Source organism: Curtobacterium sp. Leaf154 (assembly GCF_001424595.1).
GTDB classification, from domain to species: domain Bacteria; phylum Actinomycetota; class Actinomycetes; order Actinomycetales; family Microbacteriaceae; genus Curtobacterium; species Curtobacterium poinsettiae.
In genome coordinates, this window is the sequence record NZ_LMOS01000007.1 from 110966 (window position 1) to 136063 (window position 25098).

Consider the following 25098-nt stretch of genomic DNA (forward strand, 5'->3'; position numbering starts at 1 on the left):
CGCGGGACCGTTCGTCAGCCGACCGCCGGGGCGGCCGGGCGGACGTGCTCGTGCAGGTCCTCGACCGGGACGAACGGTTCGTCGAGCCCGAAGCACGACGGCCCGAACACGGCGAGCGCCTCCGGGGTCCGCATCAGGTCGGGCGTCGAGATGCCGATCACCCGGACGCGCTGCCCGAACCGCAGGCGCTCGGTGGTGATCGGCTCGGCGGTCTCGGCGTCGAGGACGCAGATCAGGTCGGGCACGACGGCGACGAGCTGCCCGTCCCGCCGGGCGACCAGGTTCTCGTTCTGGAACCGGAGTTCGAGCTCGGAGCCGTCGGTCCCCTGCACGGTGGCGCGACCGCGGGCGAACCCGTCGACCGTGCGGCGCTCGACGTCGACGACCTTGCCGTCGAACAGCTCGCGCAGGTGCGTGTAGATCGTCGCGCCGAGGGCCTCGGCGAGCGCGTCGATGGGGTCGCGGTGGGCTTCACGGGCGACCCGGATGGCCCGACCGACGGCGAGTGCCAGGGAGAGCGTGCGCGGGACGGCGGTCTCCCGCACCTGGCGGCCGGACATGGCGTACTCGGCGATGTAGGCGACGCCGCCGAGCCGGATGGTGACCCCGCGGGCGAGCCACTCCATCTTCTTGTTGTCCGTGCCGGTCTCGATGATGACGCCGTGACCGTTCTCGTCGCTGATCGCCAGCGGACTGCCGGGGACCCCGTAGACCGAGAACGTCTCCATCTGCAGCTCGGGGAACGCGCGGCCCATGCCGTCCGCGTCGACGACGGGCAGGCCGCCGGTGGCGCCGACGAGCAGCGGGATCATCGAGTTGATGCCGCCGCACTCGATGGGCATCGTCGCGGTCGCCGTCCGGCCCAGGTGGGCTTCGAGCCGACGGAGCGCCCCGAGGGGTTCCGGTCCGGCGGGGATGCGTTCGAGCACGACGGTCGGTGCGCCCATCTGCGCGGTGGGGATGACGAGGGCGTCGTCGGGGACCTCGGACGGGTCGAGGATCGTCACGGGGCCGTGCTGTTCGATCGCGGCACGGACCAGGAGCATCCCGATGGTGGGGTCGCCTCCGCCGCCGGTGCCGAGCAGCGCGGCGCCGCGGGCCAGGTCGGGCAGGTCGTCGACGTCGAGGATCCAGCTCATCGGTGCGCTCCCGTGTTCGTCTCGCCCGCGCTCGTGGTGCCGTCGTGGCGGACCGCGGGGGTGTCGTAGCCGAAGTACCGCGGGCCGGCCAGGCGCAGACCGTCCGGGGAGTGCCAGCGTTCGTCGGCCGGTGCCGTGACGATCCGGATGCGGGCGCCGAAGCGCAGGGCCTCGGTGGTGATCGGTTCGCCGGTCTCGGCGTCCAACGTGATGATGAGGTCGGGAGCCGTGGTGCGGACCTGGCCGGCCACCTCGACCAGCAGGTGCTCGTTCTGGAACCGGAGCACCGCCTCCAGGCCGGTGTCGCTGCCGGAACCAGCGATGCGGGCCGTGCCACGGGCGAACCCGGTGACGGTCTTGCGCTCGATGTCGGCGACCTTGCCCTCGAACACGACCGTGCCGCCGAGCACCTCGGTCACCGCCGTGACGGGGTCGGCGTTCTCGCTGCGGGCGCGGACCAGCGTCTCGCCCAGCCGGACGCTCAGCGACAGGCTGCCGCGGACGAACGACTCCTTCACCTGCGCGCCGGACATGGCGTACTGCGCCGTGATCGCGGAGCAGCCCATCTCGACCGTCGCCGTGCGGGCGAGCCGTTCCGCCCACCGGTTGTCCACCGTGTCGAAGACGACCGTGTTGCCCTTCTCGTCCGCCAGGGCCATCGGTGTCGCGCTGACCCCGGACAGGGTCGGCAGCACCATCTGCACCTCGGGGAACGCACGGCCCATGCCGTCGCCGTCGACCAGGGGCAGGCCGAGCTCGGCCGCGGCGACGATCGGCGTCGTCGAGTTCACGCCGCCGACCTCGATGCAGGCCAGGTGGGTCGGGGTCACGTTGAGGAACGCCGACAGGCTGCGGATGGCCTCGGCGAACTGGCCGGCGGACGGCAGCTTCTCGACCATCACCGTGGGAGCGCCGATCATCGCGACCGAGAGCACCACGGCATCGTCGGGTAGGTCCTCGACCTGGACGATCTCGACCGGGCCGTGGGCGCGGACGGCGGCCTCGGCGAGCAGGCGGCCGATGTAGGGGTCACCACCGCCGCCGGTGCCGAGGATCGCGGCGCCGCGGGCGAGGGCCGAGCAGTCCGCCCCGATGGAGGTGATGGGGACCTCAGCGGACTGCTCGGCGGTCTGGGAGTTGGAGGTGGTCCTGGGCGGGGTCGCGGTCTCGGTGGCGCTCATCGGACCAGCGCCCCGAGTGCCAGGTCGCCGACGGCCTTCGCGCGGATCCGCGTCGCGTTGCCCGGCAGGTACGGGATCGGGACCTCGTCGAAGTCGACGATGTCCACCGAGCCGGGGTCGGCGCCGGCCGCGATGGCACGGTCGACGGCCTCTTGCCGGGCCTCGTCGACCACGGCGGACCGGCGGCCGTCACTGATCGCGTAGACCTTGTCGACCTCGCCGCTGACCTGCGCGATCGCCGCACCGATGGCGTTGGCGACCGAGTAGTGCTCCGGGCGGTGCACGGTCCCGAGTCCGGGCAGGGTGTCCGGCAGCAGTACCGAACCGCCACCGACCGCCACGACGGGCAGCGGGTCGGACGAGGTGCGCATCCGCTCCACGATGTCGGCGACGCGCTCCGCGATGACGTCGAGCGCGCGGGCGGCGACCTCGGCCGGCACCCCGGCGACGAGCGACGGGTCCCCGATCGCGCCACGACCACCGCGGACGGCCACGTCGGTCGCGGTCAGGGTGGTGCCGCCGAAGACCAGGCCCTCCTCGGTCAGGCGGTACCCGACGGAGTCCGGCCCGACGACGCTGCCGTCCTCGCGGATGCGGGAGCCGCCGCCGATGCCGACGGACAGGACGTCCGGCATCCGGAAGTTCGTGCGGATGCCGGCGACGGCGACCTCGCCGGTGGCCTCGCGCGGGAAGCCCGCGGTCAGGACGCCGACGTCGCTCGTCGTGCCGCCGACGTCGACGACCGCGCATGTGTCGAAGCCGGACAGCACCGCGGCGCCGCGCATCGAGTTGGTTGGGCCCGAGGCGAACGTCGCGACCGGGTAGCGACGGGCGTACTCGACGTCCATCAGCGTGCCGTCGTTCTGGCTCAGGAAGAGCGGTGCGTCGATGCCGCTGCCCGTGACCGACCCGGACAGCCCGTCGACGATCCGGTCGGCGAGCTCGCGGAGCGCCGCGTTGATGATCGTCGCGTTCTCGCGCTCGAGCAGGCCGATGCGACCGATCTCGGACGACAGCGAGAACGCCACGTCCGGCCCGAGCTCGGCGGCCATGATCTCCTGCGCGCGCTGCTCGAACTCGTCGTTGATCGGCGAGAACACCGACGAGATCGCGACGGACCGGATGCCCGCGGCGGCGATGGCACCGGCGTGCCGCTTGAGCTCCTCGGGGTCGAGCTCCGAGATGACCCGGCCGTCGAACTCGTGGCCGCCGTGGGCCAGGAACGGCTGCGCGTGCACGGCCGACACCAGGTGCCCGGGCCAGTCCGTGAACGGGGGCAGCGACGCCGTCGCCGGCAGGCCCAGGCGGACCGCGGCGGTCGGGGCGAGGCCGCGTGCCTCGACCAGGGCGTTGATGAAGTGGGTGGTGCCGATCATCACGCCGTCGATGTCCGTGGGGCCGAAGGCGTGCTGTTCGCGCAGGCCCTCGAGCGCGGCGACGATGCCCGAGGTGACGTCGGGGGTGGTGGACCGCTTGACCGCCGCACGGACGGTGCTGCCGTCCATCAGGACGGCGTCCGTGTTGGTGCCGCCGACGTCGATGCCGATGCGCATGGGAGTTCCCTTCGGTGGTGCGGGTGCGGGGTCTTCGTGGGGGTGGAGCCGGTGTGGGGGGGGTGGTGGGGACCGGCCGCGCCGTCGCGCGGATCAGGGGTGCGGCGACGCGACCGGCCGTTCTGGGACCGCCCGGGTCAGGCGGCGGGGGCGGCCGGTGCGGCGGGCGCAGCCTCGGTCCGACTCACACCGACGCCGCGGATCAGCCCGGCCTTGCCGGCGACCACGTAGAGCACGAAGGCGATGACCACGGAGTTGATCGACGGGATGCCGACGGCGACGAAGTACCCGATGAGCGAGGCGACCGCCCAGATGACCAGGGTGGCCGGCACCCAGGTGGGCGAGGTCGCCGGGATGTTCTCGGCGTCGCTCAACTCGCGGCGCCAGCGCTTCACGACGAAGTACTCCGCCACCATGATCCCGGCGATCGGCGGGAAGACGACCCCGAGCACGGACAGGAACGGTGTCAGGGCCCCGAGGAACCCGACCGCGGCGAGCACCGAGCCGACGACGCCCATCACGAGCGTCACGAGCCCGCGGTTCACCTGCTTGCCGAACACCGCGTCGATGAAGTTCGTGACACCGAGGCTCGAGCTGTAGATGTTCCAGTCGTTGATCTTGAACGTGCCGAGCAGGATCACGAGGATGCCGACCCAGCCGACGCTCGACGTGATCACACGGGTGATGTCCGCGGAGCCGACGGCGTGGGCGAGCAGGACACCGGCCAGGCCGATGACGTACTCGCCGAGCGTCACACCGAGCAGCGTCTGCTTCACGACGTCGCCGACCGAGCGGTTGAAGCGGGTCATGTCCGGCGTGATCACCGCACCGACGATGAACCCGCCGGCCACCAGGGTGGTGCCGGCCACGAAGCTCAGCTCCGGACCGGCCGGGGCACGCGCGGCGAGCTCGGCAATCGAGTGCCGGCTCAGCTCGACGATGACCGCCCAGCCGACGAGCACCAGGAACAGCGGCACGGTCACGTTCGCCAGCCACTGCATCGAGTGGAACCCGCGCAGCACGATGGCGGTGACGAGCAGCCCGAACACGAGCGACCACGCCCAGGCGGGCAGGATCGGCAGGATCGAGACGAGCCCGGCAGCCGAGACGCCCGACTGGATGCCGAACCAGCCGATCAGGCTCAGCCCGATCGCCAGTCCGACCAGCGCCGAGCCGGCCTTGCCGAACCCGGTCCAGCGGGCGATGACCGAGGTGTTCAGGCCCTCCTTCACGCCGATGACGCCGACGAGCACCGAGACGATCTCCAGGATCACGGCGCCCAGGGTGATCGCCCAGAAGGCGTCCCAGAAGCTCATGCCGAAGCCGAGCGTCGCACCGAGCAGGAACTGCGACAGGGCCGAGATCTGGCCGAAGCGCTGCACGGCGACCTGGAACCAGCCGTAGCGCGCGGACATCGGGACTCGGCTGAGCGAGTAGTCGTCGACGGCGACCGACTCGGAACGGGGGGTTCGTGGTGCTGACACTGCGGTCTCGCTGGCCATCGTGGCTCCTCGGGGAGGGGTGTCGGCGTGGGCCGATCGGGGTGTCAGCCACGGTAGGACGGCATCGGATTGCGGTACATGTGCAGAACGTCGTTACCGGCATGTGAATCCGTGCGTGCAGCACAGCCAGCGCGCCCGGTCCGGGCGACGACATCGCGCCGGTTAGGCTTCCGGGGTGCGTCTCGTCATCGCCCGGTGCTCCGTCGACTACGCGGGCCGGCTCTCAGCCCACCTGCCGCTCGCGACCCGCCTGCTCATGCTCAAGGCGGACGGCTCCCTGCTCGTGCACTCCGACGGCGGCAGCTACAAGCCGCTGAACTGGATGAGCCCGCCCTGCTCGATCGAGATCACCGAGCCGGACGAGGAGCAGTCGGTCGCCGGCATCACCCAGGTGTGGACGGTGACGCAGAAGAAGACGCAGGACAAGCTCATCGTCTCCCTGTACGAGGTGGTGTCCGACGAGACCCACGACCTTGGCGTCGACCCGGGCCTGGTGAAGGACGGGGTCGAGGCGCACCTGCAGCAGCTCCTGGCCGAGCAGATCGAGCTCCTCGGGGACGGCCACACCCTGGTCCGCCGCGAGTACATGACGGCGATCGGGCCGGTCGACATCCTGGCCCGCGACGACGCAGGGGCGAGCGTCGCGGTCGAGATGAAGCGCAACGCCAACATCGACGCGGTCGAGCAGCTCACCCGGTACCTCGAGCTCATGAACCGCGACCCGCACCTGCGTCCGGTGCAGGGCGTGCTGGCAGCGCAGACGGTGGCACCGCAGGCACGCACCCTCGCCGAGGACCGCGGCATCCGCGTCCTCGTGCTCGACTACGACGCGATGCGCGGCATCGAGGGCGGCCACACCCGCCTGTTCTGAGCCGCGTCGGCCCGTCCGGCCTGGAGGCACGGCGCACCCCCGCCCCGCCGCCGACGGAACCCGGATGGTCGCCGCCACCGCCCGGCTAGGGTGGGCAGGACATGACCAGCCCGTTCTCCGCCATCCTGTTCGACCTCGACGGCACCATCAGCGACTCCGCGCCGGGCATCCTCGAGAGCCTGACGCACACCTTCCGCACCGTCGGCGTCCCGGTGCCGGACCGCGACACCCTGATGTCGTTCGTGGGCCCGCCGATCATGGACACGTTCCGGATCGCGATGGGCATGGACGACGAACTGGCCGACCGCACGCTGGCCGTCTACCGCGAGCACTACTTCTCGCACGGGGCGCTCGACTCGGCGATGTTCCCGGACATCGACGTCGTCCTGCGCACCCTGCACCAGGCGGGGCTGCCGATCTCGACGGCGACGAGCAAGCCGGAGACCCCGGCGACCTACATCCTCGAGCACTACGGGCTCACCGGGGACATCGACATCATCACGGGCGCGAGCGACGACGAGGTCCGGTCGAGCAAGGCCGACGTCGTCGAAGAAGCACTGCGCCGACTCGAGGCCCACGGCTTCGACACCAGCCGCCCGGTGCTGATCGGCGACCGGAAGCACGACGTCGAGGGCGCGACCGTGCACGGCGTCCCGGTCGTCTTCGCCGAGTGGGGCTACGGCTCCCCCGACGAGGCCGAGGGCACCATCGCCACGGCTGCGACCCCGCTCGACCTGCTGCCGATCCTGCTGCCGTCCGCGACGCCGTCCGCATGAACGACGTCGCACGACGGGGCCTGCGCGGCGCCGCCTGGCTGCTGCCCGCTGCCATCGTCCTCATCGCCCTGAACTTCCGCGGCCCGATCGTCGCCACGGCCCCGGTCATCGGTGACGTCCGAGCCGACCTCGGCCTGACCGCGACGATCGCCGGGCTGCTGACGACGATCCCGGTGCTCTGCTTCGCCCTCGCGACGCCGTTCGCCAGCTGGGTCATCGCGAAGGCCGACCCCGAGCGCGCGGTGTCCCTGTCGCTCGTCATCGTGCTCGCCGGCACCGTCGTGCGCTCGATGCCCTCGTCGGCGGCGCTGCTGATCGGCACCGCGGTCATCGGCATCGGCATCACGATCGGCAACGTGGTGATCCCGGTGGTCATCCGGCGGGACACCTCGCCGGAGCGCGTCGGCCTGGTCACCGGCGTCTACACGTCGGCGCTCAACGTCGGGTCGATGATCACGTCGCTCGGCACCGCTCCCCTGGCGGCCCTGTGGGGCTGGCCGGTCGCCATCGCGATCTGGGCGGTCTTCGCGCTCATCGCCGCCGCTGCCTGGACCTACGCGGTCGGTGCACGGGCCGCCTGGCGACGCCCGGGGCCGTCCGACCACGACGGACCACTGCCGATCACCGGTCCGATCGACCAGGTGCTCGACACCGGGGCGATCCGCACCGCGCGCGCCGCCGAGGCCGCACGGGTCGCCGCCGCCGAACCGATCCGGCCGGCACGACGGCTCATCACCTGGGGCCTGACGCTGGCGTTCGGCGGCCAGGCGTTCTCGTACTACGCCCTCACCGCGTGGATCCCGACCCTGCTGCACGACGAGATCGGCTTCTCGAAGGCGTCGTCGGGCGCGAGCTCGTCGGTGTTCCAGATCCTGGCCGTCGTCGGGGCGCTCGGCGTCCCGCTGCTCGCGACCCGGTGGCGTCCGGCGGCGATCATCGCCCTGGTCGGCACCCTGTGGCTGGCGATGCCGCTCGGGCTGCTGTTCGCCCCGCAGCTCTGGTTGCTGTGGTCCGTGCTCGGCGGCGCGGCCCAGGGCGGTGGCATCACCGTGATCTTCATCGTGATCGTGCGGATCGTCTCGAGCGATGCCGACGCCCGCCGGATGTCCGCGTTCGTGCAGGGCGGCGGGTACCTGCTCGGTTCCGCGGGGCCGCTGCTCGCCGGGGCGCTGCACGGTGCGACGGGTACCTGGACCGCACCGCTCCTCGTCGTGCTCGTCGCGGTGCTGACCCTGGGTGTCGTCGGAACGTTCGCCGCGCGACGGGTCTCCTGAGCGTGGAACCGCCCGCCGTCCCGCCCGCCCGCCGCCCGGCGTCCTGACCCCGAACCCGAGCGCCGGCTGAGACCCCGCTCCGGCTCGACCCCCGAGGCGCTGACCGACGGGGGCCGCACCCGCACGACCCCTCAGCGCGCGGACCGGCTTCGCGGCCAGCTGGCGGCACGGTCCCGGCCCATCGTCATCCCGAACGGCCAAGGTCCGGAGAGTGGACATCCGACGACCCGCCCGGTGGCGGGACCAGCCGCTCGCGGCACGGCTCACCCTGCTCGTGATCGCGGGCGGCATGACCGTGCTGCTCGCCTGGAACCTGGGCCGTGGTGGGGACTTCGGCTTCTACCAGGCGTCGGCGCGGTCGATGTCCGAGTCGTGGCCGGCGTTCTTCTCCGGCGCGTTCGACCCCTCGGCGACGGTGACGCTCGACAAGCTCAGCGGCTTCGCCGTGCCGCAGGCGCTGAGCCTCCGGTTGTTCGGGCACTCCACCGCAGCGCTCGCGTTCCCGCAGGTCATCGAGGGGCTCGTCACGCTGTGGGCCTGCTCCCTGGTCGGACTCCGCTGGGCCGGTGTCGGCACGGGCCTCGTCGCCGCCGCGGCAGCCGGGTCGACGCCGATCTTCGTGTCGATGTTCGCGCACCCGATGGAGGACGGCATGGTCACCGCCGCGCTGGCGGTTGCCCTGCTGTGCTGGCAGCACGCGGCACTGACCGGGCGGTGGTGGCCGCTCGTCACCGCGGGCCTGGCGGTCGGCGTCGGGTTCCAGGCGAAGATGGTGCAGGCCTGGTTCGTCCTGCCGGCGCTGCTGCTCGGCACGCTGCTGGCCTCGGCCCGGCACGACGGCCGTCCCTTCCGCTTCGGCACCCGGGTCATCCGCGCCGGAGTGCTCGGGGTCGTCGCGGTCCTGGCATCGGTGTCGTGGGTGACCGCGCTGGCGCTCACGCCGTCGGGTTCGCGGCCGTGGGCGGACGGCTCGACGACCGACAGTCCGCTCGCCATGGTGTTCGGGTACAACGGCATCGACCGGTTCCTGCCCGGCGCGGTGCCCGGGTCCGTCCGGTCGTTCACGGTGCCGTTCGGCCCGCACACCTGGCGCGGTGGTGCGGCCGGGTTCGGCAAGCTGCTCGAACCGCACCTGGCGTCGCAGGTGGCCTGGCTCCTGCCCGCGGCGGTGTTCGGCGTGGTGGTCGCGGCCGTGGTGCTGGTCCGACGGCGAGCGCGGAGGATCACGCCGGCGTCGACACGCACAGCCCACGACACCGCCGGCACCCCCTTCGGGCACGCGTTCGACACCCGTGCCGGAGCCGCCACCCTGGCCGTCCTGGTCGTCTGGCTCGGTACCGCGGCGCTCGTGCTGTCGGTGGCCGCGGTGCCGCACACCGCCTACGTCGCGGCGATCGGCGTCCAGCTCGCCCTGCTCGCGGCCCTCGGGTGGCGCGGTGCGGTCGGCCTGGTCCGGGCGCAGTCCCGGGCACTCCGGGCGCTCCCCGCCGTCCTCGCCGTGGCGCAGCTCGGCTGGGTGGTGTTCCTCGCCCAGGGCACCGCGATGCCACGCGTGCTCGCCGGGCCCGCGATCACCGTCGCGACGGTTGCCGTCGTCGCCAGCGTGGCGGCGCTGTGCTGGCGACCCCGCTGGGAGGCGACCCGCGGGCCGGGCTGGCACCGGGCCTCCCGGACGACCATCGCGCTCGCAGCCGGGCTCGCGCTGGTCGCCGGACCGGCCGCGTTCTCACTGCAGGCGCTCGACGCCACGCGCGACGGCAGCGGCGTCGACGCATCCGTCGGGCCGTGGCCCGCGCGCTGGCCGATCCCGGCCGGCACCCCGGACGTGTTCCACGTGTCGAGCCCGGACCCGTGGGGCGGATCGACCCCGTACCCGCGTGCCCTCAGTCGGCTCGTCGCGACCGCGCGACGCCTGGAGGGGTACCGGCACGACGAACCGCTGTTCCTGACGGACACGTGGCACATCTCCGCGCCCGTGATCGACGCGACCGGGCTGCCGGTGCTGACGGACGGCGGGTTCTCGGGCACCGTGCCCGTCTTCACGACGCACCAGATCCGTCGCAGGATCGCCGACGGCCTGCGGGTGCTCGTCGTCGAGGCCCACGCGCCCCGCACCGACCCGGTCCTGCGTGCCGCGCTGGCCGGCGGCTGCCGAGCACTGTCCCACGGCACCCGGCACGCACGCCTGCCGATGCAGCCGCGCCGGGCGAACGGCATCACCTGGACCGTGTGGCACTGCGGGCTGCCCGGCCCGTCGGTCGGACCCGGAGTGCACCACGGACACCGCAGCCACCGCGGCCACCACGCGTCAGCGGGCGGCGAGCACCTCGCGCAGGGACATCGGCGTGCGTCCCGTGATGCGTTCGACGTCGCCGGACACGTGGGCGAGCGCCCCCTCGGCGATGGCCGTGTAGGTGCTCACCCAGGCGTCGGCCTGCCACGGCTCCGGGTTCCACTGCGCACGTGATGCGTACGCCTCGTCGAGGGTCTCGGGGTGGTAGCTGACCGTGCGGCCGCGGACTTCGGACACGATCGCGGCCGCCTGGGCCAGGGTGATCGCCTCGGGGCCGGTCAACTCGTACGTCTGGTCGCGGTGCGCGTCCGGGTCGTGCAGCACCGCGGTCGCGACGCGGGCCACGTCGGCCCGGGCGACCGCCGCCATGGCGCCGTCGCCGGCCGGGCCGCGGATCACGCCGTCCTCGCCGACCAGGTCCTCGACGAAGTCCAGGTAGAAGCTGTCCCGCAGGAACGTGAACGCCATCCCGCTCTCGCGGATCGCCTGCTCCGTCGCCCAGTGGTCGCGTCCGAGCGTGAAGGTCGCGTCGGGAGCCGCGCCGAGGAACGACGTGTAGACGACGTGCCGCACGCCGGCGTCGGCCGCCGCGGTGACGAACGCCCGGTGCTGGTCGAGGCGGTCCTGGGCCTCGGCGGCGGACACCATGAGCAGCACGTCGACGCCCTGGAGCGCCGTCCGGCTCGCGTCGACGTCGGCGAAGGTCGCGACCGCGACCTCGGTGCCGGGCAGCTCCGGCGCACGCGCGGCGTCGCGCACGAGCATCCGGAACGGCACGCCGTCCGCGGCGAGCGCCGCGCTCACGGCGCCCCCGATGTTGCCGGTGGCTCCGGTGATGGCGATGGTCATGGTCGCTCCTCGTGTCGGTGTCGCGTGGTGGTGGTCCGGGTCACGTGGTGGTCGGGGTGGCCTGGTGGTCGTCGACGGTCACGTCGGTCGGCGGTCACGTCCACACCGTCCTGGAGGCCCGGATCACCGTGGGCGCGACCCTCACGGCGTTCACGCCGTCCACCTCCACCGCCCACGCGCGGGCGGCGTCGTGGTCGCGGCCGTGCCGCATGTGCCGGCCGACCAGGCGGTCGAGCCGCACCCCGTCGTCGACGGCGCAGAACCAGGTCTCGGTGAAGAGCGCGGGCAGCGCCGACCACGGAGCGGTGTCGTCGAGCAGGTAGTTGCCCTCGGACACCACGAGCCGGGTGGCGCGGGGTACCGCGATGCTGCCCGCGACGGGTTCGTCCACGCGGCGGTCGAAGTCCGGTGCCCACACCACGTCTTCGTCGGCGGCGACGAGCCGGCGGACGAGTGCGACGTAGCCGTCGGCGTCGAAGGTGTCCGCCGCGCCCTTGCGGTCGTGCCGGCCGAGGGCGTCGAGCGCCGCGTTCGACAGGTGGAAGCCGTCCATCGGGACCTGCACCGCCGTGCCCGCACCCAGGCGTTCGTCGACGGCGGTGACGATGCGGCGGGCGAGCGTGGACTTGCCGGCACCCGGTGCGCCGGCGATGCCGAGCACGGTGCGGTCGCTGCCCGCGGCCAGCTCGACCGCGCGCTCGACGGCTTGGTCGACGGTCGTGCCGGAGTCGCTCACGGCTTCATCCTCGCAGAGCGCACCGACGCCGGACCGCGGTGGTTCACTTGCCGCATGGTCGATGCGACGACGGCGTTCAGCGGGTACTCGGTGCGCGACGTGCCCGAGGCGAAGGCGTTCTACGAGGACGTCCTGGGGATCGAGGTCACCGAGGACCACGGCATGCTCTTCCTGCAGCTCGGCGGTGGCCACCAGGTGCTCGTCTACCCGAAGGGTTCGGGTCACGAACCGGCGGCCTTCACGGTGCTCAACTTCCCGGTGCCGGACATCGACGCCGCGGTCGACGAGCTCACCGCGAAGGGCGTCGTGTTCCTGCAGTACGAGGGGATGACCGACGACCGGGGTGTGAACCGGCAGGGCGGGCCGCTCATCGCCTGGTTCACCGACCCGTCGGGCAACGTCCTCAGCGTCATCGAAGGGTGAACATGTTGTATTCCGAAAGCTCGCGTCGGCACTGCTGATCGTCCTACTGTCCTCTCACCGACGAGAGGACGGCCATGACGAAGGTGCTGGGACGGCAGTGGACCCGCGAGGAACTCCTGGCGGAGCGGGCGCGGGTCCGCGCGGAGTGGAACCTCGACGATCGGGAGTTCGCCCCGACCGAGCAGTGGCGGGACCTGTTCACGGACGAGTACCTCACGCAGAACTGGCTCGACAGCATCTCCGCCCTGCTGGGTGAGCGATGAACGAGCAGGCCGCGTCGGCGGCGCGGCACCAGGCGACGATCGCGCAAGCGCTCCTGGACGGAGCCCTGCCCGAGCACGGTGCGTCGATCGACTACGCCCTCGACGAGCGCAGCGGAACCTTCATCATGCAGTCAGTCGCCGCGACCGGAAGGGGTACCCCGGTCCGTTTGACCGTGGGCGATGTGCACACCGCGGACCTGGCCCCGTGGATGCGGTTCCGATGGGTCGATCACCTCGATGCTCTCGTGGTCAGCGAGAGCAGGTACGCCGTTCTGCTCGCGGACGAACGGCAACCACTCGTCCGCTTCGAGTTCCAGGAGGCGTTGACGGCCACGCCCCAGTCGCACTGGCACTTGCACGCCGAGCGCGGAGCGTTCAGTTCTCTGCTCGCCCGAGCGCGCGATCACGGCTCGGGCCGACGGGATGCGGCACGGTTGTCCTCGTTGCACTTCCCGCTCGGCGGCCCGCACTTCCGGCCGAGCCTCGCCGACGTGGTCGAGTTCGTCATCGTCGAGTGCGGCGTGGACGCTCTGCCGACGTGGCGGGACGCGGTGCAGGGGTTCCGCAGTCGTTGGCGCCGCGCAGAAGCCGAGGCAACCGCTCGGCAGTTCCCGGCAGAGACCGCGCAGTCGCTCCGCAACCTCGGGTGGGGTGTCCAGCCCCCTGAACCCACCGCGGTCCCACCGCAGTTCGCGGTGCTGCGCGTGGGATGACGCCAGCCGTCAGCGGGACAGGGCACCCGCCCAGCCGAGGGCGATCGGCACGAGCAGGCCGTGGCGGTGGTGCGGGAGCTCGGCGACGGGGATCCACCGCGACTCGTCGGTCGAGCCGTCGAGCTCGTGACGCAGGGCTCCTCCGGTGATCGTCGCCCGGAACACCACCTGCACGGCCTTCATCGGACGGCCGTTGGCGTGGATGCGGCGCTCTGCGGGGACGATGTGGTGCCGGACCCCGAGCAGGGCACCGGCCTGGGCCTCGTACCCTGTCTCCTCGCGGATCTCGCGCACGACGGCCTGCTCGACGGTCTCGTCGAACTCGACCCCGCCGCCCGGCAGCGTCCACGTGCCCGCGTCGGGCTGGCGCAGCTTCGCCAGGAGCACGCGGTCACCGTCCGTGATCACGCCGTAGGCGGCGAGCCGGGTGTCGTAGTCCGTGTACTCCATGGGCCGACCATGCCAGGTGGGTGCACCGACGTCTGCCAGCCGCGCCGGGCCTCCAGGCCGTGGACCGGGGTGGGGCGGACGCTCCACCAGCCCGCCGACCGGTCACGACCCCCCGCGGTCCGCACGCCGGGCGGTCACAGACCGTCGGCCCCGCCGCCCGCAGACGACGGAACGTGACCACGCGACGCACCCCGTGCGGTGTGTCGCGACCACCCCGCGGGCCGGGAGGCGCGAGTCGCCGCCGCCACGGGCCGTGCCCGCGGGTCAGCCGCGGTCGAAGGTCAGGGTCTCGTCGTCGGGCGCACGGACCTCGCCGGTGCGGGCGAAGTCGGCCCAGATCGCCCGGAAGGCCCGGCCGCGGCGCTCGACCTCGGGCCAGTCGCGCTCGGGGACGAAGCGGGTGCCGGCCCAGGCCTCGCGCCCGCCGAGCAGCAGCGGCAGGTCGCTCATGTGCACGGCTCCGGTCGGGGCGCTCGTCACCCCGCGGTGCAGTCGGTACGAGGTCGCGCGGCCACCCGCACGTCGGTGCCGCTCGGTGAACCGTCGGGCATCGCGCCCGTAGATGACGTCGGACAGCGGGCGCACGACCCACCACCGCAGGGCCGACCGCAGCACGCGCGAGCGGGTCACCCGGCGCAGCCCGGGCACGAGCGGCACGTACATGCCGGCCTCGTCCGAGCCGGACCCGATCAGCACGTCGACGTCGGGTGCGACGCGGCTCCACGCGGCGTCCAGGTCGCGCTCGGCGGGCAGCGGGGCGAACCCGTACTGGGTGCCGAAGGGCATGCCGGCGGCCAGACCGTAGGGTGCTGCGGCCCGGGTGCCGAGCGCCTGGCGGTCGAGCAGGTCGTCGAGCGGGGTGTCGGCGTGCACGCTGCCCACCGCCCGGATCATCGCGCGGTTCATCCGCGCACGACGACGGGACAGCCCGAGCGGAGCGCTCTGGATGATCGCTCGGCGGAACAGCCCCTCGGCGCCGGCACTGATCATCAGGTGCGCGGCCGCGTCCCCGCCGGCCGACTGCCCGAAGACGGTGACCAGGTCGGGGTCGCCGCCGAACGAAGCGATGTTCGCGCGCACCCAGCGGAGCGACTCGACCAGGTCGAGGAGCCCGAGGTTCGCCGGGATCGTGTCACCGTCGCCGAGGAACCCGAGGACGCCGAGCCGGAACGTGACCGACACCACGATCACGCGCTGCTCGGTCACCAGGTCGCGGGCGTCGTAGATCGGCAGGTCGCCGCCGCCGATGACGTACGAGCCGCCGTGGATCCAGACCATCACCGGCAGCTGCTCGCCCGGACGGACGTCGGCGGGCAGCGTGATGGAGAGCCGTTGGCAGTGCTCGTCGACCTCGATGCCCTGGATCGGGTTGAGCAGCAGGTCGACGAACTCCTCGTGCGGCTGCGGCGCGACCGGCGACGGGGTGGACGCGTGCAGCTCGCCCTCGAACGGTGGCATCGGCTGCGGCGGGGCGAACCGTTCGGCCTGCGCGTACGGGATCCCGAGCACCCGCACCACGTCCCCGTCGACCGTCCCGATGATGCGGCCGGCGGGGGTGTCGAACGGGGCTGGGGCGGGGGCGAGCATGGGGATCACGCTATCGGGGGCCGCTGACGCAACCAGGCAGACGGACGGGAGGCCCGTGGCGGCGTCGCCACGGGCCTCCAGTCCGTCTTCTGGTCGCGTTGCGACGGGCGCTACCGCACCCGCTTGATGGGGATCACGACGAGTGCGCCGATGAGGGCGATCGCACCGGCGGCCCAGCACATGAGCTCGTAGTTGTCGGCCGCTCCGTCGGACCCGACCTTCAGGAAGAACAGGGCGATCGCCGGAGCGAGCGACTGCGGCAACGCGTTCGCGATGTTGATGACACCGAGGTCCTTGCCGGGCCGGTCGGCGTTCGGCAGCACGTCGACGACGAGCGCCGTGTCGATGGCCGAGTAGATGCCGTAGGCGAAGCCCATGATGATCTCGGCGACGTAGAAGCCGGTGACCGTGTCGGCGTGTGCGAGCGCGACGAGCCCCACCGCGAACATGGCCGTCGACCCACCGACGAACACCTTGCGCCGACCGAGCTTGTCCGAGGCCCAGCCGGACAGCGCCGCGCTGATCAGCAGCGCGATCGTGTAGAGCAGGACACCGAAGGCGACGGCGGCCGTGGCGTCCTTCGGCTTCTCGATGCCGATGTGCTCCTGCATGTAGAGCAGGCGGTACGTCGTGAACATGAACGTCGCCAGGATGATGAGGAAGCGCGACCACCAGGCGAACGCGAAGTCCGGGTTCTTGACCGGGTTCGTCCAGAACGACGCGACGAGGTTCAGGAACGTGAACTTCTTGAGCGTGTAGGTCGGCAGGTCGTCGCGGGCCACCACGGCGTACACGGCCACCAGGATGATCGCCAGGATGCCCGGCGCGATGAACAGCACGGGCAGGTTCGCCACGAAGAAGACCGACAGGTACGTGCCGGCGAGCACGGCGATGTTCTGCGCCAGCGCGATGATGCTCGAGGACCGGCCACGCTGCAGCTGCGGCACGTTGTCGGCGAAGCTCGCGAGCAGGGTGGCGAGGGTGGCGTTCGCGGCGAGCTGGGCGAGCAGCCAGGCCAGCGTCAGGTTGAGGACGTCCGGCGAGTAGGCGATCCAGGCGAGGGCGATCGCGAAGACGACGACACCGCTGAGCAGCCAGGGGCGACGACGGCCCCAGCGCGTGCGGGTGCGGTCGGACAGGGCGCCCGCCAGGGGGTTCATGATGAGCGCACCGAACGCGCCGATCGGCAGCACCGACCCGATGACGTTCGCGGCGTCGTCGCCGACCAGGGCCTGCGCCTTGAGCTGCATGCTCACGTAGACGGGGGCCATGAGCGCGACGAAGAGGCCGAACTGCCCGAGGAACAGGGCGATCTGGTAGCCGATGCCCACCTTCACCGTGCTGACGGGCTGGGTGATGCCCTCTTCCGGGTTGAGCAGTGCCGGGCTGCCGGGTTCGGGTGTGCTCATGACGCCTCCTTGAGTCGATGAAAACCTTGCCTGACAAGGTTTTTCCGACGCGAGCATACATCGACAGGTGTCGTCTGCAACACCGGGCCCCTCACGGGCCGTGACGCGCGGGCCGTCCGGGCCGCGTCACACGGGGCAGCAAAAACTACACACCGGGTGGTTTTTGGGGTAGCGTCGTCATCGATCTCGCCGCGGAGCATCGCTCCTCGACGGGCCGCGACACCCAGACAGGATCGAAGGAGCCTCTGCAATGCCCACCACTTCTGTGCAGCTGTACTCGCTGCGCGACGCCATCGCCGAAGACCTCGACAAGGCCATCGCCCGTGTCGCCGAGATCGGCTACGAGAACGTCGAGCCCTACGCGTTCGTCGAGCGCGCCACCGACCTCGAGCGTGCGTTCGCGGCCACCGGCCTCAAGGCTCCGTCCGGCCACGTCGCCGTGATCGACGCCGAGGACACCGCGCCGATCTGGGACGCCGCCGAGCGCCTCGGCATCCACACCGTCATCGACCCCTTCATCCCGACCGACCGCTGGCAGACCGCCGACGACGTCGCGAAGATCGCCGAGCGCGTCAACGAGCTGACCGCCGAGGCCGCCGGCCGTGGCCTGCAGTTCGGCTACCACAACCACCAGTGGGAGTTCACGAACAAGGTCGACGGCCGCACCGTCTACGACCTGTTCGTGTCGCAGTTGTCGCCGGAGACCGTCCTCGAGGTCGACACCTTCTGGGCGACCGTCGGTGGCGCCGACGCCCCCACCGTGCTCACGGGCCTGGGCGACCGCGTCGTCGCGATCCACGTCAAGGACGGCAAGGTCGACGGTGACATCCGCACCGCGCTGCCCTCGTCCGAGAGCGCCCTGATCGTGCCCGAGGCACTGCAGCGCGCCTTCGAGAACCAGACCCCCGCCGGCCAGGGCGACGTCGACGTGGCCSCCATCCTCGCCGCCGCACCCGAGGCCATCCGCGTGGTCGAGTTCGACGCGTACAAGGGCGACGTCTTCGAGGGCATCACCGAGTCCCTCACCTGGCTCAAGGACAACGACAAGTGAGCCGCGTCGGGATCGGCATCATCGGTGCCGGCAACATCTCCACCCAGTACCTCGAGAACCTGACGAAGTTCGCCGACGTCGAGGTCCGCTTCGTCGCCGACGTGCTGCTCGACCGCGCTGCTGCCCAGGCGGCGGAGTACGGCGTTGCCGCGTCCGGCACGGTCGAGGAACTCCTCGCCCGCGAGGACATCTCGATCGTGATCAACCTGACGATCCCAGCCGCACACGCCGAGGTCGACCAGCAGATCATCGACGCCGGCAAGCACGTCTGGAGCGAGAAGCCGATCGCCACCGACCACGCGTCGGCCGCGGCGGTGCTCGAGTCGGCGAAGGCCAAGGGCCTGCGCGTCGCGACCGCTCCGGACACCGTGCTCGGCGCGGGCATCCAGACGGCGCTCCGTGCCATCGCCCGCGGCGACATCGGTGAGCCGCTCTCCGCGACCACGCTGTTCCACGTCCCCGGACCCGAGGCGTGGCACCCGAACCCGGACTTCCTGTTCGCCACCGGTGCCGGTCCCCTGTTCGACATGGGCCCGTACTACGTGACGACCCTGGTGCACGCGTTCGGCACCGCCTCGCGCGTGCAGGCCGTCTCGTCGAAGTCGCTCGACCGTCGCACGATCGCGTCCGGCCCCCGCGCCGGCGAGACGTTCCCGGTCGAGGTCCCGACGCACCACGCGGCCCTGATCGAGTTCGCCGGCGGGCAGTCCGCCCAGTCGACGTTCTCGTTCCAGCACGCCCTGCCCCGCATGGGCTTCGTCGAGATCAACGGCACGCTCGGCACGATCTCGCTGCCCGACCCGAACACGTTCGAGGGCTCGTCGCAGCTCTGGCGCTACGGGCAGGACGAGCCCGAGACGCTCGAGGCGGTCGGCTCCACCTGGGGCCGTGGCACCGGTGTCGTCGAACTCGCCCGCGCCATCGCCGAGGACCGCCCCGAGCGTGCCTCCGGCGCCGTCGCGCTGCACGTGCTCGACGTCCTGCTCGGCATCCGTGACGCGGCCGAGTCGGGTTCCGCCGTCGACATCACGTCGACCGTGGACGCGATCCCGCCGCTGCCCGAGGACTTCGACCCCGCGGCAGCCGTGCTGACCGCGGGCGCGAACGCCTAGGAGCGCCGCGCGCACCACGAGCACCACTTCGTGAGCAGGAATGGTCGGGTCCCCACCGGGAACCCGACCATTTCTGCTCACCAAGCGAAGCCGCGCGAGCGCCCCGCCCGCGCGAGCGAGCCCGCGCGAGCGCCGCGCCGCGCGTCAGACCAGCGCGGTGAAGGACGCGTCGCGCACGAGCAGCGTCGCCGCGTCGCCCACCACGGCCTGGTCGGGGTCGCTCGACAGCCCGAGCGACCAGTTGCCGCCGCCCGGACGCTCCGGCAGCGTGAACTCCACCGTGGTGCCCGACGCGTTCAGCAGCACGGCCACGGTGTCGTCCCCCTGGTGCAGCACGAGCGTCACGGCCCGGTTGCCCCCGTCCGCCCAGTCGCCGTCCTCGAACCCGGCGGCGTCGGCGCGGAGCACGGCCACCGTCGACTCCGAGTCACCGGGCGCGGTGCGGAACCACTCCGGACGCAGCGCCCGGTGCTGCCGACGGAACGCGATCGCCGCCGTGGTGAAGGCGAGCAGGTCCTGGTCGGCGGCGGCCCAGTCGAACCACGAGATCTCGTCGTCCTGGCAGTACGCGTTGTTGTTGCCGCCCTGCGACCGGGCGAGCTCGTCGCCACCCAGGATCATCGGGACGCCGGCGGAGAGCAGCAGGGTGCCGAGGAAGTTGCGGCGCTGCCGGTCGCGGTAGTCGTTCACCGCGCCGTCGTCGGTCGGGCCCTCGATGCCGCCGTTGAACGAGGTGTTGTCGCTCTCGCCGTCGTTGTTGTCCTCGCCGTTGGCCTCGTTGTGCTTGTCGGCGTACATCGTCAGGTCGGCCAGGGTGAAACCGTCGTGGGCGGTCACGAAGTCGACCGAGCAGAGCGGTGAGCGGCGCGACCCCTCGTAGACGTCCGGGCTGCCCAGGACCCGCTGGACGGCGTCGCCGAGCGCACCCTCGTCACCACGCCAGAAGGCGCGCAGGTCGTCGCGGTACTTGCCGTTCCACTCGGACCAGTCGGCCGGGAACCCGCCCACCTGGTAGCCGGCGGTGTCCCACGGCTCGGCGATCATCTTGACCTCGCGCAGCACGGGGTCCTGATGGATGATGTCGAGGAACGCGGAGTGCTTCTCGGCCTCGCCGTCCTGGCGGGTCAGGGTCGTGGCCAGGTCGAACCGGAAGCCGTCGACGTGCATCTCCTCGACCCAGTAGCGGAGCGAGTCCATGATCAGGCCGAGCGCTGCCGGGTGTCCGACGTTCAGGCTGTTGCCGGTGCCGGTGGTGTCGAAGTAGTTCGCCTCGTCACCCTCGACCAGCCGGTAGTACGACTGGTTGTCGATCCCCTTGAACGACAGCGTCGGGCCCATGTGGTTGCCCTCGGCGGTGTGGTTGTAGACGACGTCCATGATGACCTCGAGTCCCGCGGCGTGCAGGGCCTTGACCATCGACTTGAACTCGGCGACCTGCTGTCCGGCGGTGCCCGAGGACGAGTACTCGTCGTGCGGCGCGAAGAAGCCGATGCTGTTGTAGCCCCAGTAGTTGCGGAGCCCCTTGTCGAGCAACGTCGAGTCCTGCACGAACTGGTGCGTCGGCAGCAGCTCGACCGCGGTGACGCCGAGGTCGGTCAGGTGCTTGATCGCCGCCGGGTGGGCCATGCCGGCGTAGGTGCCGCGGATCTCCTCGGGGACGTCCGGGTGCTGCTTCGTGAAGCCCTTGACGTGCACCTCGTACACGACGGTGTCGGCGAGCGGGGTCCGCAGCAGGCTGTCGCCGTCCCAGTCGAAGGACCGGTCGGCGACGATCGACTTGGGCATCGCGCCGGCCGAGTCGGTGTCGTCGAGCTGCTCGGGGTCGTCCATGTCGTGGCCGAACAGGGCCTGGCCCCACTCGTAGGTGCCGTCGACAGCGGTGGCGTAGGGGTCGAGCAGGAGCTTCGCGCCGTTGTGGCGGAGGCCGTTCGCCGGGTCCCACGCGCCGTGCACGCGGAAGCCGTAGCGGGTGCCGACGGCCACGCCGGGCACGACGTCGTGGAAGGTGTAGCCGGTGCGGTTGCGGAGCTCGGTGCGGTGCTCGGTGCCGTCGTCGTCGAAGGTGCAGAACTCGACGCGCTCGGCGGTGCTCGAGAACAGGGCGACGTTGGCGCCCCCGTCGACGAGCGTGACGCCGAGCGGGGTGCGCGTGGAAGTGGTCATGCTGCCCTTCTACCGGCCGGTCGCTGTGCCACCGGCAGTCTGGCCGTACCCCTGGCCGCTCAGCGCACCGGCGGGACCAGCTGCTCCAGCAACCGCAGCACCCGTTCACCGTCGACGGCGTCGGGGTCGAGCAGCCACTGCACCTGCAGCCCGTCGGACGCCGCGATGCTCAGGCTCGCCAGGTCGACCGGGTCCAGGTCGGTGCGGATCCGTCCGCTCGCCTGGTCCGCCTCGATGAGCACGGCGAGTTCGGCGCGCAGCCGGGCGAAGCGTTCGCGCATGAAGTCGCGCGTGGCCGGGTGGCCTTCCTGCACGGCGTCGGCGGCGAGGGTCGTGTACAGCTGCACCAGCCCCGGGACGGCACGGTTGCGCGACGCGCTCTCGCGCATGTCGCCGATCGCCGACTTCATCCGGTCGGGTGCGCCCTGCTCGCGGACCTCGTGCTCCCGGTAGACGGCGAGCAGCAGTTCGTCGCGGCTCGGGAAGTAGTGGCGGAGTGCCGCGTGCGTGATCCCGAGGGCCTCGGCCACGGAACGGAGTGACGATGCGTCGACCCCCTGTTCCGCGACCATGCGGATCATCTCGTCGAGGATCTGGGTGCGCCGCTCGGCGCCCTTGCGGTACCCGCCGCGGCGCGGCTGGGCCGCGTCGGCGTCGTCCGCGGGGTGGGTCATGCACCCAACTTACCGTTGGAAGGTTTTTACGCCACCGTCGGACGGGAGGCCCGTGGCGGGCGCACCACGGGCCTCCCGTCCGCATCGCGGTCGCGCCGCACCCGTCGGGTCGCGTCAGCCGGGCGCGCTCGCGTCAGTCCTGGTCGTCGACCGTGTACTCGTCGACCGGCGCGGGCGAGCCCGCGGCGAGCGCGTCGACGATCTTCGTGAGCGAGTCGGCGAGGACGGCGTTGTCCGCGTCGGGCAGCTGCTCGAGCACCTGGACGACGGCCTCGTGGAACCGTGCGTACGAGGCGTCGATCTTCTCGGTGGCCTGGTCCGTGGGGGCGAGCACCTGCGCACGGCGGTCCGTGGGGTGCGCCGCGCGGGACAGCAGCCCCTTCTGCACGAGCCCGTCGACGATCTTGGTGACCGACGCGTTCGAGACGGCGAGCATGACGGCCAGGTCCTTCGGGCCCGTCGTGCGGCCGTCCCGGTGCGCCTGCAGCAGGTACCGGACGGCGAGGAACTCGTTCTTCGTCAGGCCGCTGTCGATGCGGGCGGACTCGATCTGCTGGTCCTCGGCGTGCTGCAGGCGGAGCAGCGCGTCGACGGCGGTCTTCGCGGCCCGCGACTCGGGTTCGCGGGTGTAGAGGTGGACGTGCTCTCGACGGACGACGGTCAACGGCATGGGGTCATGCGCTCCTTGCTATACGGCAGGCGTGGTGAAGAAGTCCGCGTAGGACGGCTCGGAGCGACCGGCGAGCAGCGAGGGGTCCTGGATGCGACGCGCGACGTACGCGTCGATGACCGCCGGGTCGGTGAGGCCGACGCGCGTGTGGCTGCTGCCGATCGTCGCGACCCGAGGCATCCCGGAGTACGTGCTGTGCATGTCCTGTCCCGCCCTTCTTGCTTGCCGTGTGTCCCGTTCGGACGGCTGAACTCTTTCACACAGTGAACGGTCAGTTCAACGAACCATTCGCGCTGTGTACGTTTTGCGCGCTGCGTGGTTCTCGACGTCCTCTGAGCGTTCTTTTGGCACTCGCCAGGGTCGAGTGCTAAAACGGTGGCAGTTGAGTCGAGGGGACTCAACGAGAACCACGAAGGAGTTGATTTCGATGACGATGAACTTCGACCCGTTCCGCGAGCTCGACCGACTCGCGGGTTCGCTCCTCGGCACCGCGACCGGCCCGCGCTCGATGCCGATGGACCTGTACCGCACCGGGGACCACTACGTCCTCGACGTCGACCTGCCCGGCATCGACCCGGGCTCCGTCGACATCGACGTGGACGGTTCCGTCCTGACCATCCGCGCCGAGCGCACCCTGGGCGCGCCCGAGGGCTCGCAGTGGCTCACCCGTGAGCGCCAGCCCGGCACGTACGTCCGGCAGCTGACGCTCGGCGACGGCCTCGACGCCGAGCGCATCACCGCCGGGTACGACAACGGCGTGCTCAGCGTCACGATCCCGGTCAAGGAGTCCGCGAAGCCGCGCAAGATCGCCGTCACCGTCGGCGGCGGGTCCGAGCAGCTCGCGGTCGGTTCCGGTGCCGCCGGTTCCGGCACCGCCGCCGAGTGAGGAGCTGAGCGATGACGTCCGTCCTGCTGCACGCGGTGGTCGCGGTCCTCGTCGTCACCGCGGCGCTCGCACTGACGAGCCTGGACCGGCGCACCGCCGTGCTCCTCGGGGCCACCGGCAGCCTGACCGGCACGTTCCTGGCCTGGGTCGCCGCGCCCCGGCTGTTCGAGCAGTCGCTCCTGGCGCCCTGGGTCGCGTCGGTGCTCGGCACAGCCCTGCTGATCGCGGGGTGGAGTGCCGTCCGCGCCTACTCGGGCATCTTCGAGGCGCCGCGTGGCGAAGAACCCGAGACGGGGGCGCTGATGACCGTGGGCGGGTCCGCCCCGTCGGTGCGGTGACCCGCTGACGGACAGGAGGCCCGGTGCACGTCGTGCGCCGGGCCTCCCGTCGTTCCGTGGGTTGCGGGACTACTCCTTGTGCAGCGTGTCCTGCACCAGGCCGGCCGTCTTCTCGACGACGTTCGGCAGCTCGGTGGTGCCGTACAGCCGGACGTCGGGGGTGGGTGGGCGGGGGCATCGGGACCGAGGTCGTGGGGCCGTCGTGGTACGAGTACTCGCCCTTGCCGTCGAACGAGGGGCCGCTCGCCCACGGGCCGTTCTTCGCCTCGGCACCGTCGGAGAAGTTGAGGTACTGGTAGTTGACCTCCTGGTTCTCCTTCGACTGCGGGAAGTTGCTCGGCACGGGGAAGCCCTCGACGCCCTGCTCGCGCAGCTCAGCGGCGGCGGTCGCCCACATGTTCTGGTGCATCGTGTCGCGGGCGATGAGGAAGGACAGCAGGTCCCGCACGCCGTGGTCGTCGGTCATGTGGTAGAGCCGGGCGGCCTGCACACGGCCCTGCATCTCGGCGTTCTCGTTCGCCGTGAAGTCGGCGAGCAGGTTGCCGCTGGCGGTGATGAACGAGCCCTGCCAGGGGTTGCCGTTGCTGTCCACTGGACGGGCGCCCGCACCGGCGACGATGGCGTGCTGGACGTCCGTGCCACCGACGATCGCGGCGACCGTGGGGTCGTCCTGCACCGCGTCCTCGGTGATGCCGAGCGGGGACTTCTCGAGCAGCTGCGCGATCATCGTCGCGAGCATCTCGACGTGGCCCATCTCCTCGGCGCCGATGCCGAACACCATGTCGCGGTACTTGCCGGGGATGTGCATGTTCCACGCCTGGAACTGGTACTGCATGGCGACGGAGATCTCCCCGTACTGGCCACCGAGCACCTCCTGCAGCTTGCGGGCGTAGATCGCGTCGGGCTTGTCGGGCGTTGCCGTGAACTGCAGTTCCTGCTTGTGGAAGTACACGTGGCTCTCCTTCACTCCAGCGGGTGCCCGTCGATCGAGCGGGTCCGTGTGCGATGGTCGGCGCGACCGCCTCAGCGCCGCCTCAAGGAAAGCCAGATCGCGCAGACGGGCGTCAGCGTCCTCTCCCGCGTCGACGCAAGGCGACGACCCCGGCCCACACCGTGCAGCCGGTGAACCCGAGAACGAGCACGGACACGACGGGGATCGCGAACCCATCTCCGATCGACTGCTGT

The 25098-nt window shown here is 71.6% G+C and carries 23 protein-coding genes and 2 pseudogenes; 11 read left to right on the forward strand and 14 right to left on the reverse strand.

All coding sequences use genetic code 11. The features are described 5' to 3' along the window. Window positions 1-14: 14 nt before the first annotated feature. The 4 genes from ASF75_RS14630 to ASF75_RS14645 form a co-directional block, all read right to left on the reverse strand. Window positions 15-1139 carry a DUF917 domain-containing protein gene (locus ASF75_RS14630; RefSeq protein WP_056072570.1) on the reverse strand — a complete coding sequence of 375 codons (1125 nt, stop codon included), beginning with the start codon at window positions 1137-1139 and terminating at the stop codon, window positions 15-17. Beyond that, complete coding sequence (locus ASF75_RS14635) at window positions 1136-2320, reverse strand: DUF917 domain-containing protein (RefSeq protein WP_235517698.1); 1185 nt, start codon at window positions 2318-2320, stop codon at window positions 1136-1138. The genes ASF75_RS14630 and ASF75_RS14635 overlap by 4 nt, the downstream gene beginning before the upstream one ends. After that, on the reverse strand, window positions 2317-3873 hold the full coding sequence (locus ASF75_RS14640; RefSeq protein ID WP_056072573.1) for a hydantoinase/oxoprolinase N-terminal domain-containing protein: 1557 nt from the start codon (window positions 3871-3873) through the stop codon (window positions 2317-2319). Before ASF75_RS14640 ends, ASF75_RS14635 begins: the two co-directional genes overlap by 4 nt. A gap of 137 nt (window positions 3874-4010) precedes the next feature. Beyond that, window positions 4011-5375 (reverse strand): purine-cytosine permease family protein, encoded by a 1365-nt coding sequence (locus ASF75_RS14645; RefSeq protein WP_042538008.1) that lies wholly within the window; start codon window positions 5373-5375, stop codon window positions 4011-4013. Between the two features lie 175 nt (window positions 5376-5550). On the opposite strand from ASF75_RS14645, the gene nucS reads away from it, so the two are divergent. From nucS to ASF75_RS18170, 4 genes and pseudogenes are all read left to right on the forward strand, one after another. Next, complete coding sequence (gene nucS / locus ASF75_RS14650) at window positions 5551-6246, forward strand: endonuclease NucS (RefSeq protein WP_017887754.1); 696 nt, start codon at window positions 5551-5553, stop codon at window positions 6244-6246. Between the two features lie 101 nt (window positions 6247-6347). After that, the gene (locus ASF75_RS14655; RefSeq protein WP_042538010.1) at window positions 6348-7022 is read left to right on the forward strand and encodes an HAD hydrolase-like protein; all 675 of its coding nucleotides are present in this window, start codon (window positions 6348-6350) and stop codon (window positions 7020-7022) included. After that, the gene (locus tag ASF75_RS14660) at window positions 7019-8296 is read left to right on the forward strand and encodes a CynX/NimT family MFS transporter (protein WP_056072575.1); all 1278 of its coding nucleotides are present in this window, start codon (window positions 7019-7021) and stop codon (window positions 8294-8296) included. The genes ASF75_RS14655 and ASF75_RS14660 overlap by 4 nt, the downstream gene beginning before the upstream one ends. 361 nt (window positions 8297-8657) lie before the next feature. After that, window positions 8658-9203, forward strand: a pseudogene (locus ASF75_RS18170) (ArnT family glycosyltransferase); the annotation flags it as partial. Window positions 9204-10604: 1401 nt separating this feature from the next. On the opposite strand, the gene ASF75_RS17440 reads toward ASF75_RS18170, so the two are convergent. Together ASF75_RS17440 and ASF75_RS14675 are read right to left on the reverse strand one after the other, a co-directional pair. Beyond that, window positions 10605-11438, reverse strand: a complete 834-nt coding sequence (locus ASF75_RS17440; RefSeq protein WP_082046845.1) for an SDR family oxidoreductase — start codon at window positions 11436-11438, stop codon at window positions 10605-10607. Window positions 11439-11532: 94 nt separating this feature from the next. After that, the gene (locus tag ASF75_RS14675) at window positions 11533-12174 is read right to left on the reverse strand and encodes a nucleoside/nucleotide kinase family protein (protein ID WP_056072584.1); all 642 of its coding nucleotides are present in this window, start codon (window positions 12172-12174) and stop codon (window positions 11533-11535) included. A gap of 54 nt (window positions 12175-12228) precedes the next feature. Between ASF75_RS14675 and ASF75_RS14680 the strand changes: the two genes are divergently transcribed. The 3 genes from ASF75_RS14680 to ASF75_RS14690 all read left to right on the forward strand — a co-directional run bounded on the left by ASF75_RS14680 (window position 12229) and on the right by ASF75_RS14690 (window position 13573). Continuing rightward, entirely contained in the window at window positions 12229-12597 is a 369-nt protein-coding gene (locus ASF75_RS14680) for a VOC family protein (protein ID WP_056072734.1), read from the forward strand. Between the two features lie 74 nt (window positions 12598-12671). Beyond that, a complete protein-coding gene (locus ASF75_RS14685) occupies window positions 12672-12860 on the forward strand; it encodes a hypothetical protein (protein ID WP_017887761.1) in 189 nt (62 codons plus the stop codon). Continuing rightward, window positions 12857-13573, forward strand: coding sequence for a hypothetical protein (locus ASF75_RS14690; protein WP_056072586.1), 717 nt, complete (start codon window positions 12857-12859; stop codon window positions 13571-13573). The genes ASF75_RS14685 and ASF75_RS14690 overlap by 4 nt, the downstream gene beginning before the upstream one ends. 9 nt (window positions 13574-13582) lie before the next feature. On the opposite strand, the gene ASF75_RS14695 is transcribed toward ASF75_RS14690, so the two are convergent. From ASF75_RS14695 to ASF75_RS14705, 3 genes are all read right to left on the reverse strand, one after another. Beyond that, a complete protein-coding gene (locus ASF75_RS14695) occupies window positions 13583-14023 on the reverse strand; it encodes an NUDIX hydrolase (RefSeq protein WP_056072589.1) in 441 nt (146 codons plus the stop codon). Between the two features lie 264 nt (window positions 14024-14287). Further along, on the reverse strand, window positions 14288-15610 hold the full coding sequence (locus ASF75_RS14700; protein WP_056072592.1) for a carboxylesterase family protein: 1323 nt from the start codon (window positions 15608-15610) through the stop codon (window positions 14288-14290). Window positions 15611-15720: 110 nt separating this feature from the next. Next, entirely contained in the window at window positions 15721-17019 is a 1299-nt protein-coding gene (locus ASF75_RS14705) for an MFS transporter (protein WP_017887765.1), read from the reverse strand. A 250-nt stretch (window positions 17020-17269) separates the two neighbouring features. Between ASF75_RS14705 and ASF75_RS14710 the strand changes: the two genes are divergently transcribed. After that, a complete protein-coding gene (locus ASF75_RS14710; RefSeq protein WP_200942698.1) occupies window positions 17270-18070 on the forward strand; it encodes a sugar phosphate isomerase/epimerase family protein in 801 nt (266 codons plus the stop codon). Continuing rightward, window positions 18067-19182 carry a Gfo/Idh/MocA family protein gene (locus tag ASF75_RS14715; RefSeq protein WP_056072597.1) on the forward strand — a complete coding sequence of 372 codons (1116 nt, stop codon included), beginning with the start codon at window positions 18067-18069 and terminating at the stop codon, window positions 19180-19182. Before ASF75_RS14710 ends, ASF75_RS14715 begins: the two co-directional genes overlap by 4 nt. A gap of 144 nt (window positions 19183-19326) precedes the next feature. Here ASF75_RS14715 and glgX read toward each other — a convergent pair whose 3' ends face one another. From glgX to ASF75_RS14735, 4 genes are all read right to left on the reverse strand, one after another. Then, entirely contained in the window at window positions 19327-21345 is a 2019-nt protein-coding gene (glgX, locus tag ASF75_RS14720; protein WP_056072600.1) for a glycogen debranching protein GlgX, read from the reverse strand. A gap of 59 nt (window positions 21346-21404) precedes the next feature. Further along, window positions 21405-22019 carry a TetR/AcrR family transcriptional regulator gene (locus tag ASF75_RS14725; protein ID WP_017887769.1) on the reverse strand — a complete coding sequence of 205 codons (615 nt, stop codon included), beginning with the start codon at window positions 22017-22019 and terminating at the stop codon, window positions 21405-21407. A gap of 133 nt (window positions 22020-22152) precedes the next feature. Continuing rightward, window positions 22153-22689 (reverse strand): MarR family winged helix-turn-helix transcriptional regulator, encoded by a 537-nt coding sequence (locus tag ASF75_RS14730; RefSeq protein ID WP_056072603.1) that lies wholly within the window; start codon window positions 22687-22689, stop codon window positions 22153-22155. An 18-nt stretch (window positions 22690-22707) separates the two neighbouring features. Then, on the reverse strand, window positions 22708-22890 hold the full coding sequence (locus tag ASF75_RS14735; RefSeq protein WP_017887771.1) for a hypothetical protein: 183 nt from the start codon (window positions 22888-22890) through the stop codon (window positions 22708-22710). A 226-nt stretch (window positions 22891-23116) separates the two neighbouring features. Here ASF75_RS14735 and ASF75_RS14740 point away from each other — a divergent pair, with 226 nt between their 5' ends. Both ASF75_RS14740 and ASF75_RS14745 read left to right on the forward strand, forming a co-directional pair. Next, window positions 23117-23575, forward strand: a complete 459-nt coding sequence (locus ASF75_RS14740) for an Hsp20/alpha crystallin family protein (RefSeq protein ID WP_056072606.1) — start codon at window positions 23117-23119, stop codon at window positions 23573-23575. Window positions 23576-23586: 11 nt separating this feature from the next. Beyond that, window positions 23587-23913 carry a hypothetical protein gene (locus tag ASF75_RS14745; RefSeq protein ID WP_056072609.1) on the forward strand — a complete coding sequence of 109 codons (327 nt, stop codon included), beginning with the start codon at window positions 23587-23589 and terminating at the stop codon, window positions 23911-23913. A gap of 69 nt (window positions 23914-23982) precedes the next feature. On the opposite strand, the pseudogene ASF75_RS17445 reads toward ASF75_RS14745, so the two are convergent. Next, window positions 23983-24865: pseudogene (locus ASF75_RS17445) on the reverse strand (manganese catalase family protein). Between the last annotated feature and the right edge of the window lie 233 nt (window positions 24866-25098).

What these genes read in the sequence shown, in the direction of transcription:
- ASF75_RS14630 (WP_056072570.1), bottom strand. Translation starts at nt 1,139, where the DNA reads ATGAGCTGGATCCTCGACGTCGACGACCTGCCCGACCTGGCCCGCGGC.
- ASF75_RS14635 (WP_235517698.1), bottom strand. Translation starts at nt 2,320, where the DNA reads ATGAGCGCCACCGAGACCGCGACCCCGCCCAGGACCACCTCCAACTCC.
- ASF75_RS14640 (WP_056072573.1), bottom strand. Translation starts at nt 3,873, where the DNA reads ATGCGCATCGGCATCGACGTCGGCGGCACCAACACGGACGCCGTCCTG.
- ASF75_RS14645 (WP_042538008.1), bottom strand. Translation starts at nt 5,375, where the DNA reads ATGGCCAGCGAGACCGCAGTGTCAGCACCACGAACCCCCCGTTCCGAG.
- ASF75_RS14655 (WP_042538010.1), top strand. Translation starts at nt 6,348, where the DNA reads ATGACCAGCCCGTTCTCCGCCATCCTGTTCGACCTCGACGGCACCATC.
- ASF75_RS14660 (WP_056072575.1), top strand. Translation starts at nt 7,019, where the DNA reads ATGAACGACGTCGCACGACGGGGCCTGCGCGGCGCCGCCTGGCTGCTG.
- ASF75_RS17440 (WP_082046845.1), bottom strand. Translation starts at nt 11,438, where the DNA reads ATGACCATCGCCATCACCGGAGCCACCGGCAACATCGGGGGCGCCGTG.
- ASF75_RS14680 (WP_056072734.1), top strand. Translation starts at nt 12,229, where the DNA reads ATGGTCGATGCGACGACGGCGTTCAGCGGGTACTCGGTGCGCGACGTG.
- ASF75_RS14685 (WP_017887761.1), top strand. Translation starts at nt 12,672, where the DNA reads ATGACGAAGGTGCTGGGACGGCAGTGGACCCGCGAGGAACTCCTGGCG.
- ASF75_RS14690 (WP_056072586.1), top strand. Translation starts at nt 12,857, where the DNA reads ATGAACGAGCAGGCCGCGTCGGCGGCGCGGCACCAGGCGACGATCGCG.
- ASF75_RS14695 (WP_056072589.1), bottom strand. Translation starts at nt 14,023, where the DNA reads ATGGAGTACACGGACTACGACACCCGGCTCGCCGCCTACGGCGTGATC.
- ASF75_RS14700 (WP_056072592.1), bottom strand. Translation starts at nt 15,610, where the DNA reads ATGCTCGCCCCCGCCCCAGCCCCGTTCGACACCCCCGCCGGCCGCATC.
- ASF75_RS14705 (WP_017887765.1), bottom strand. Translation starts at nt 17,019, where the DNA reads ATGAGCACACCCGAACCCGGCAGCCCGGCACTGCTCAACCCGGAAGAG.
- glgX (WP_056072600.1), bottom strand. Translation starts at nt 21,345, where the DNA reads ATGACCACTTCCACGCGCACCCCGCTCGGCGTCACGCTCGTCGACGGG.
- ASF75_RS14725 (WP_017887769.1), bottom strand. Translation starts at nt 22,019, where the DNA reads ATGACCCACCCCGCGGACGACGCCGACGCGGCCCAGCCGCGCCGCGGC.
- ASF75_RS14730 (WP_056072603.1), bottom strand. Translation starts at nt 22,689, where the DNA reads ATGCCGTTGACCGTCGTCCGTCGAGAGCACGTCCACCTCTACACCCGC.
- ASF75_RS14735 (WP_017887771.1), bottom strand. Translation starts at nt 22,890, where the DNA reads ATGCACAGCACGTACTCCGGGATGCCTCGGGTCGCGACGATCGGCAGC.
- ASF75_RS14740 (WP_056072606.1), top strand. Translation starts at nt 23,117, where the DNA reads ATGACGATGAACTTCGACCCGTTCCGCGAGCTCGACCGACTCGCGGGT.
- ASF75_RS14745 (WP_056072609.1), top strand. Translation starts at nt 23,587, where the DNA reads ATGACGTCCGTCCTGCTGCACGCGGTGGTCGCGGTCCTCGTCGTCACC.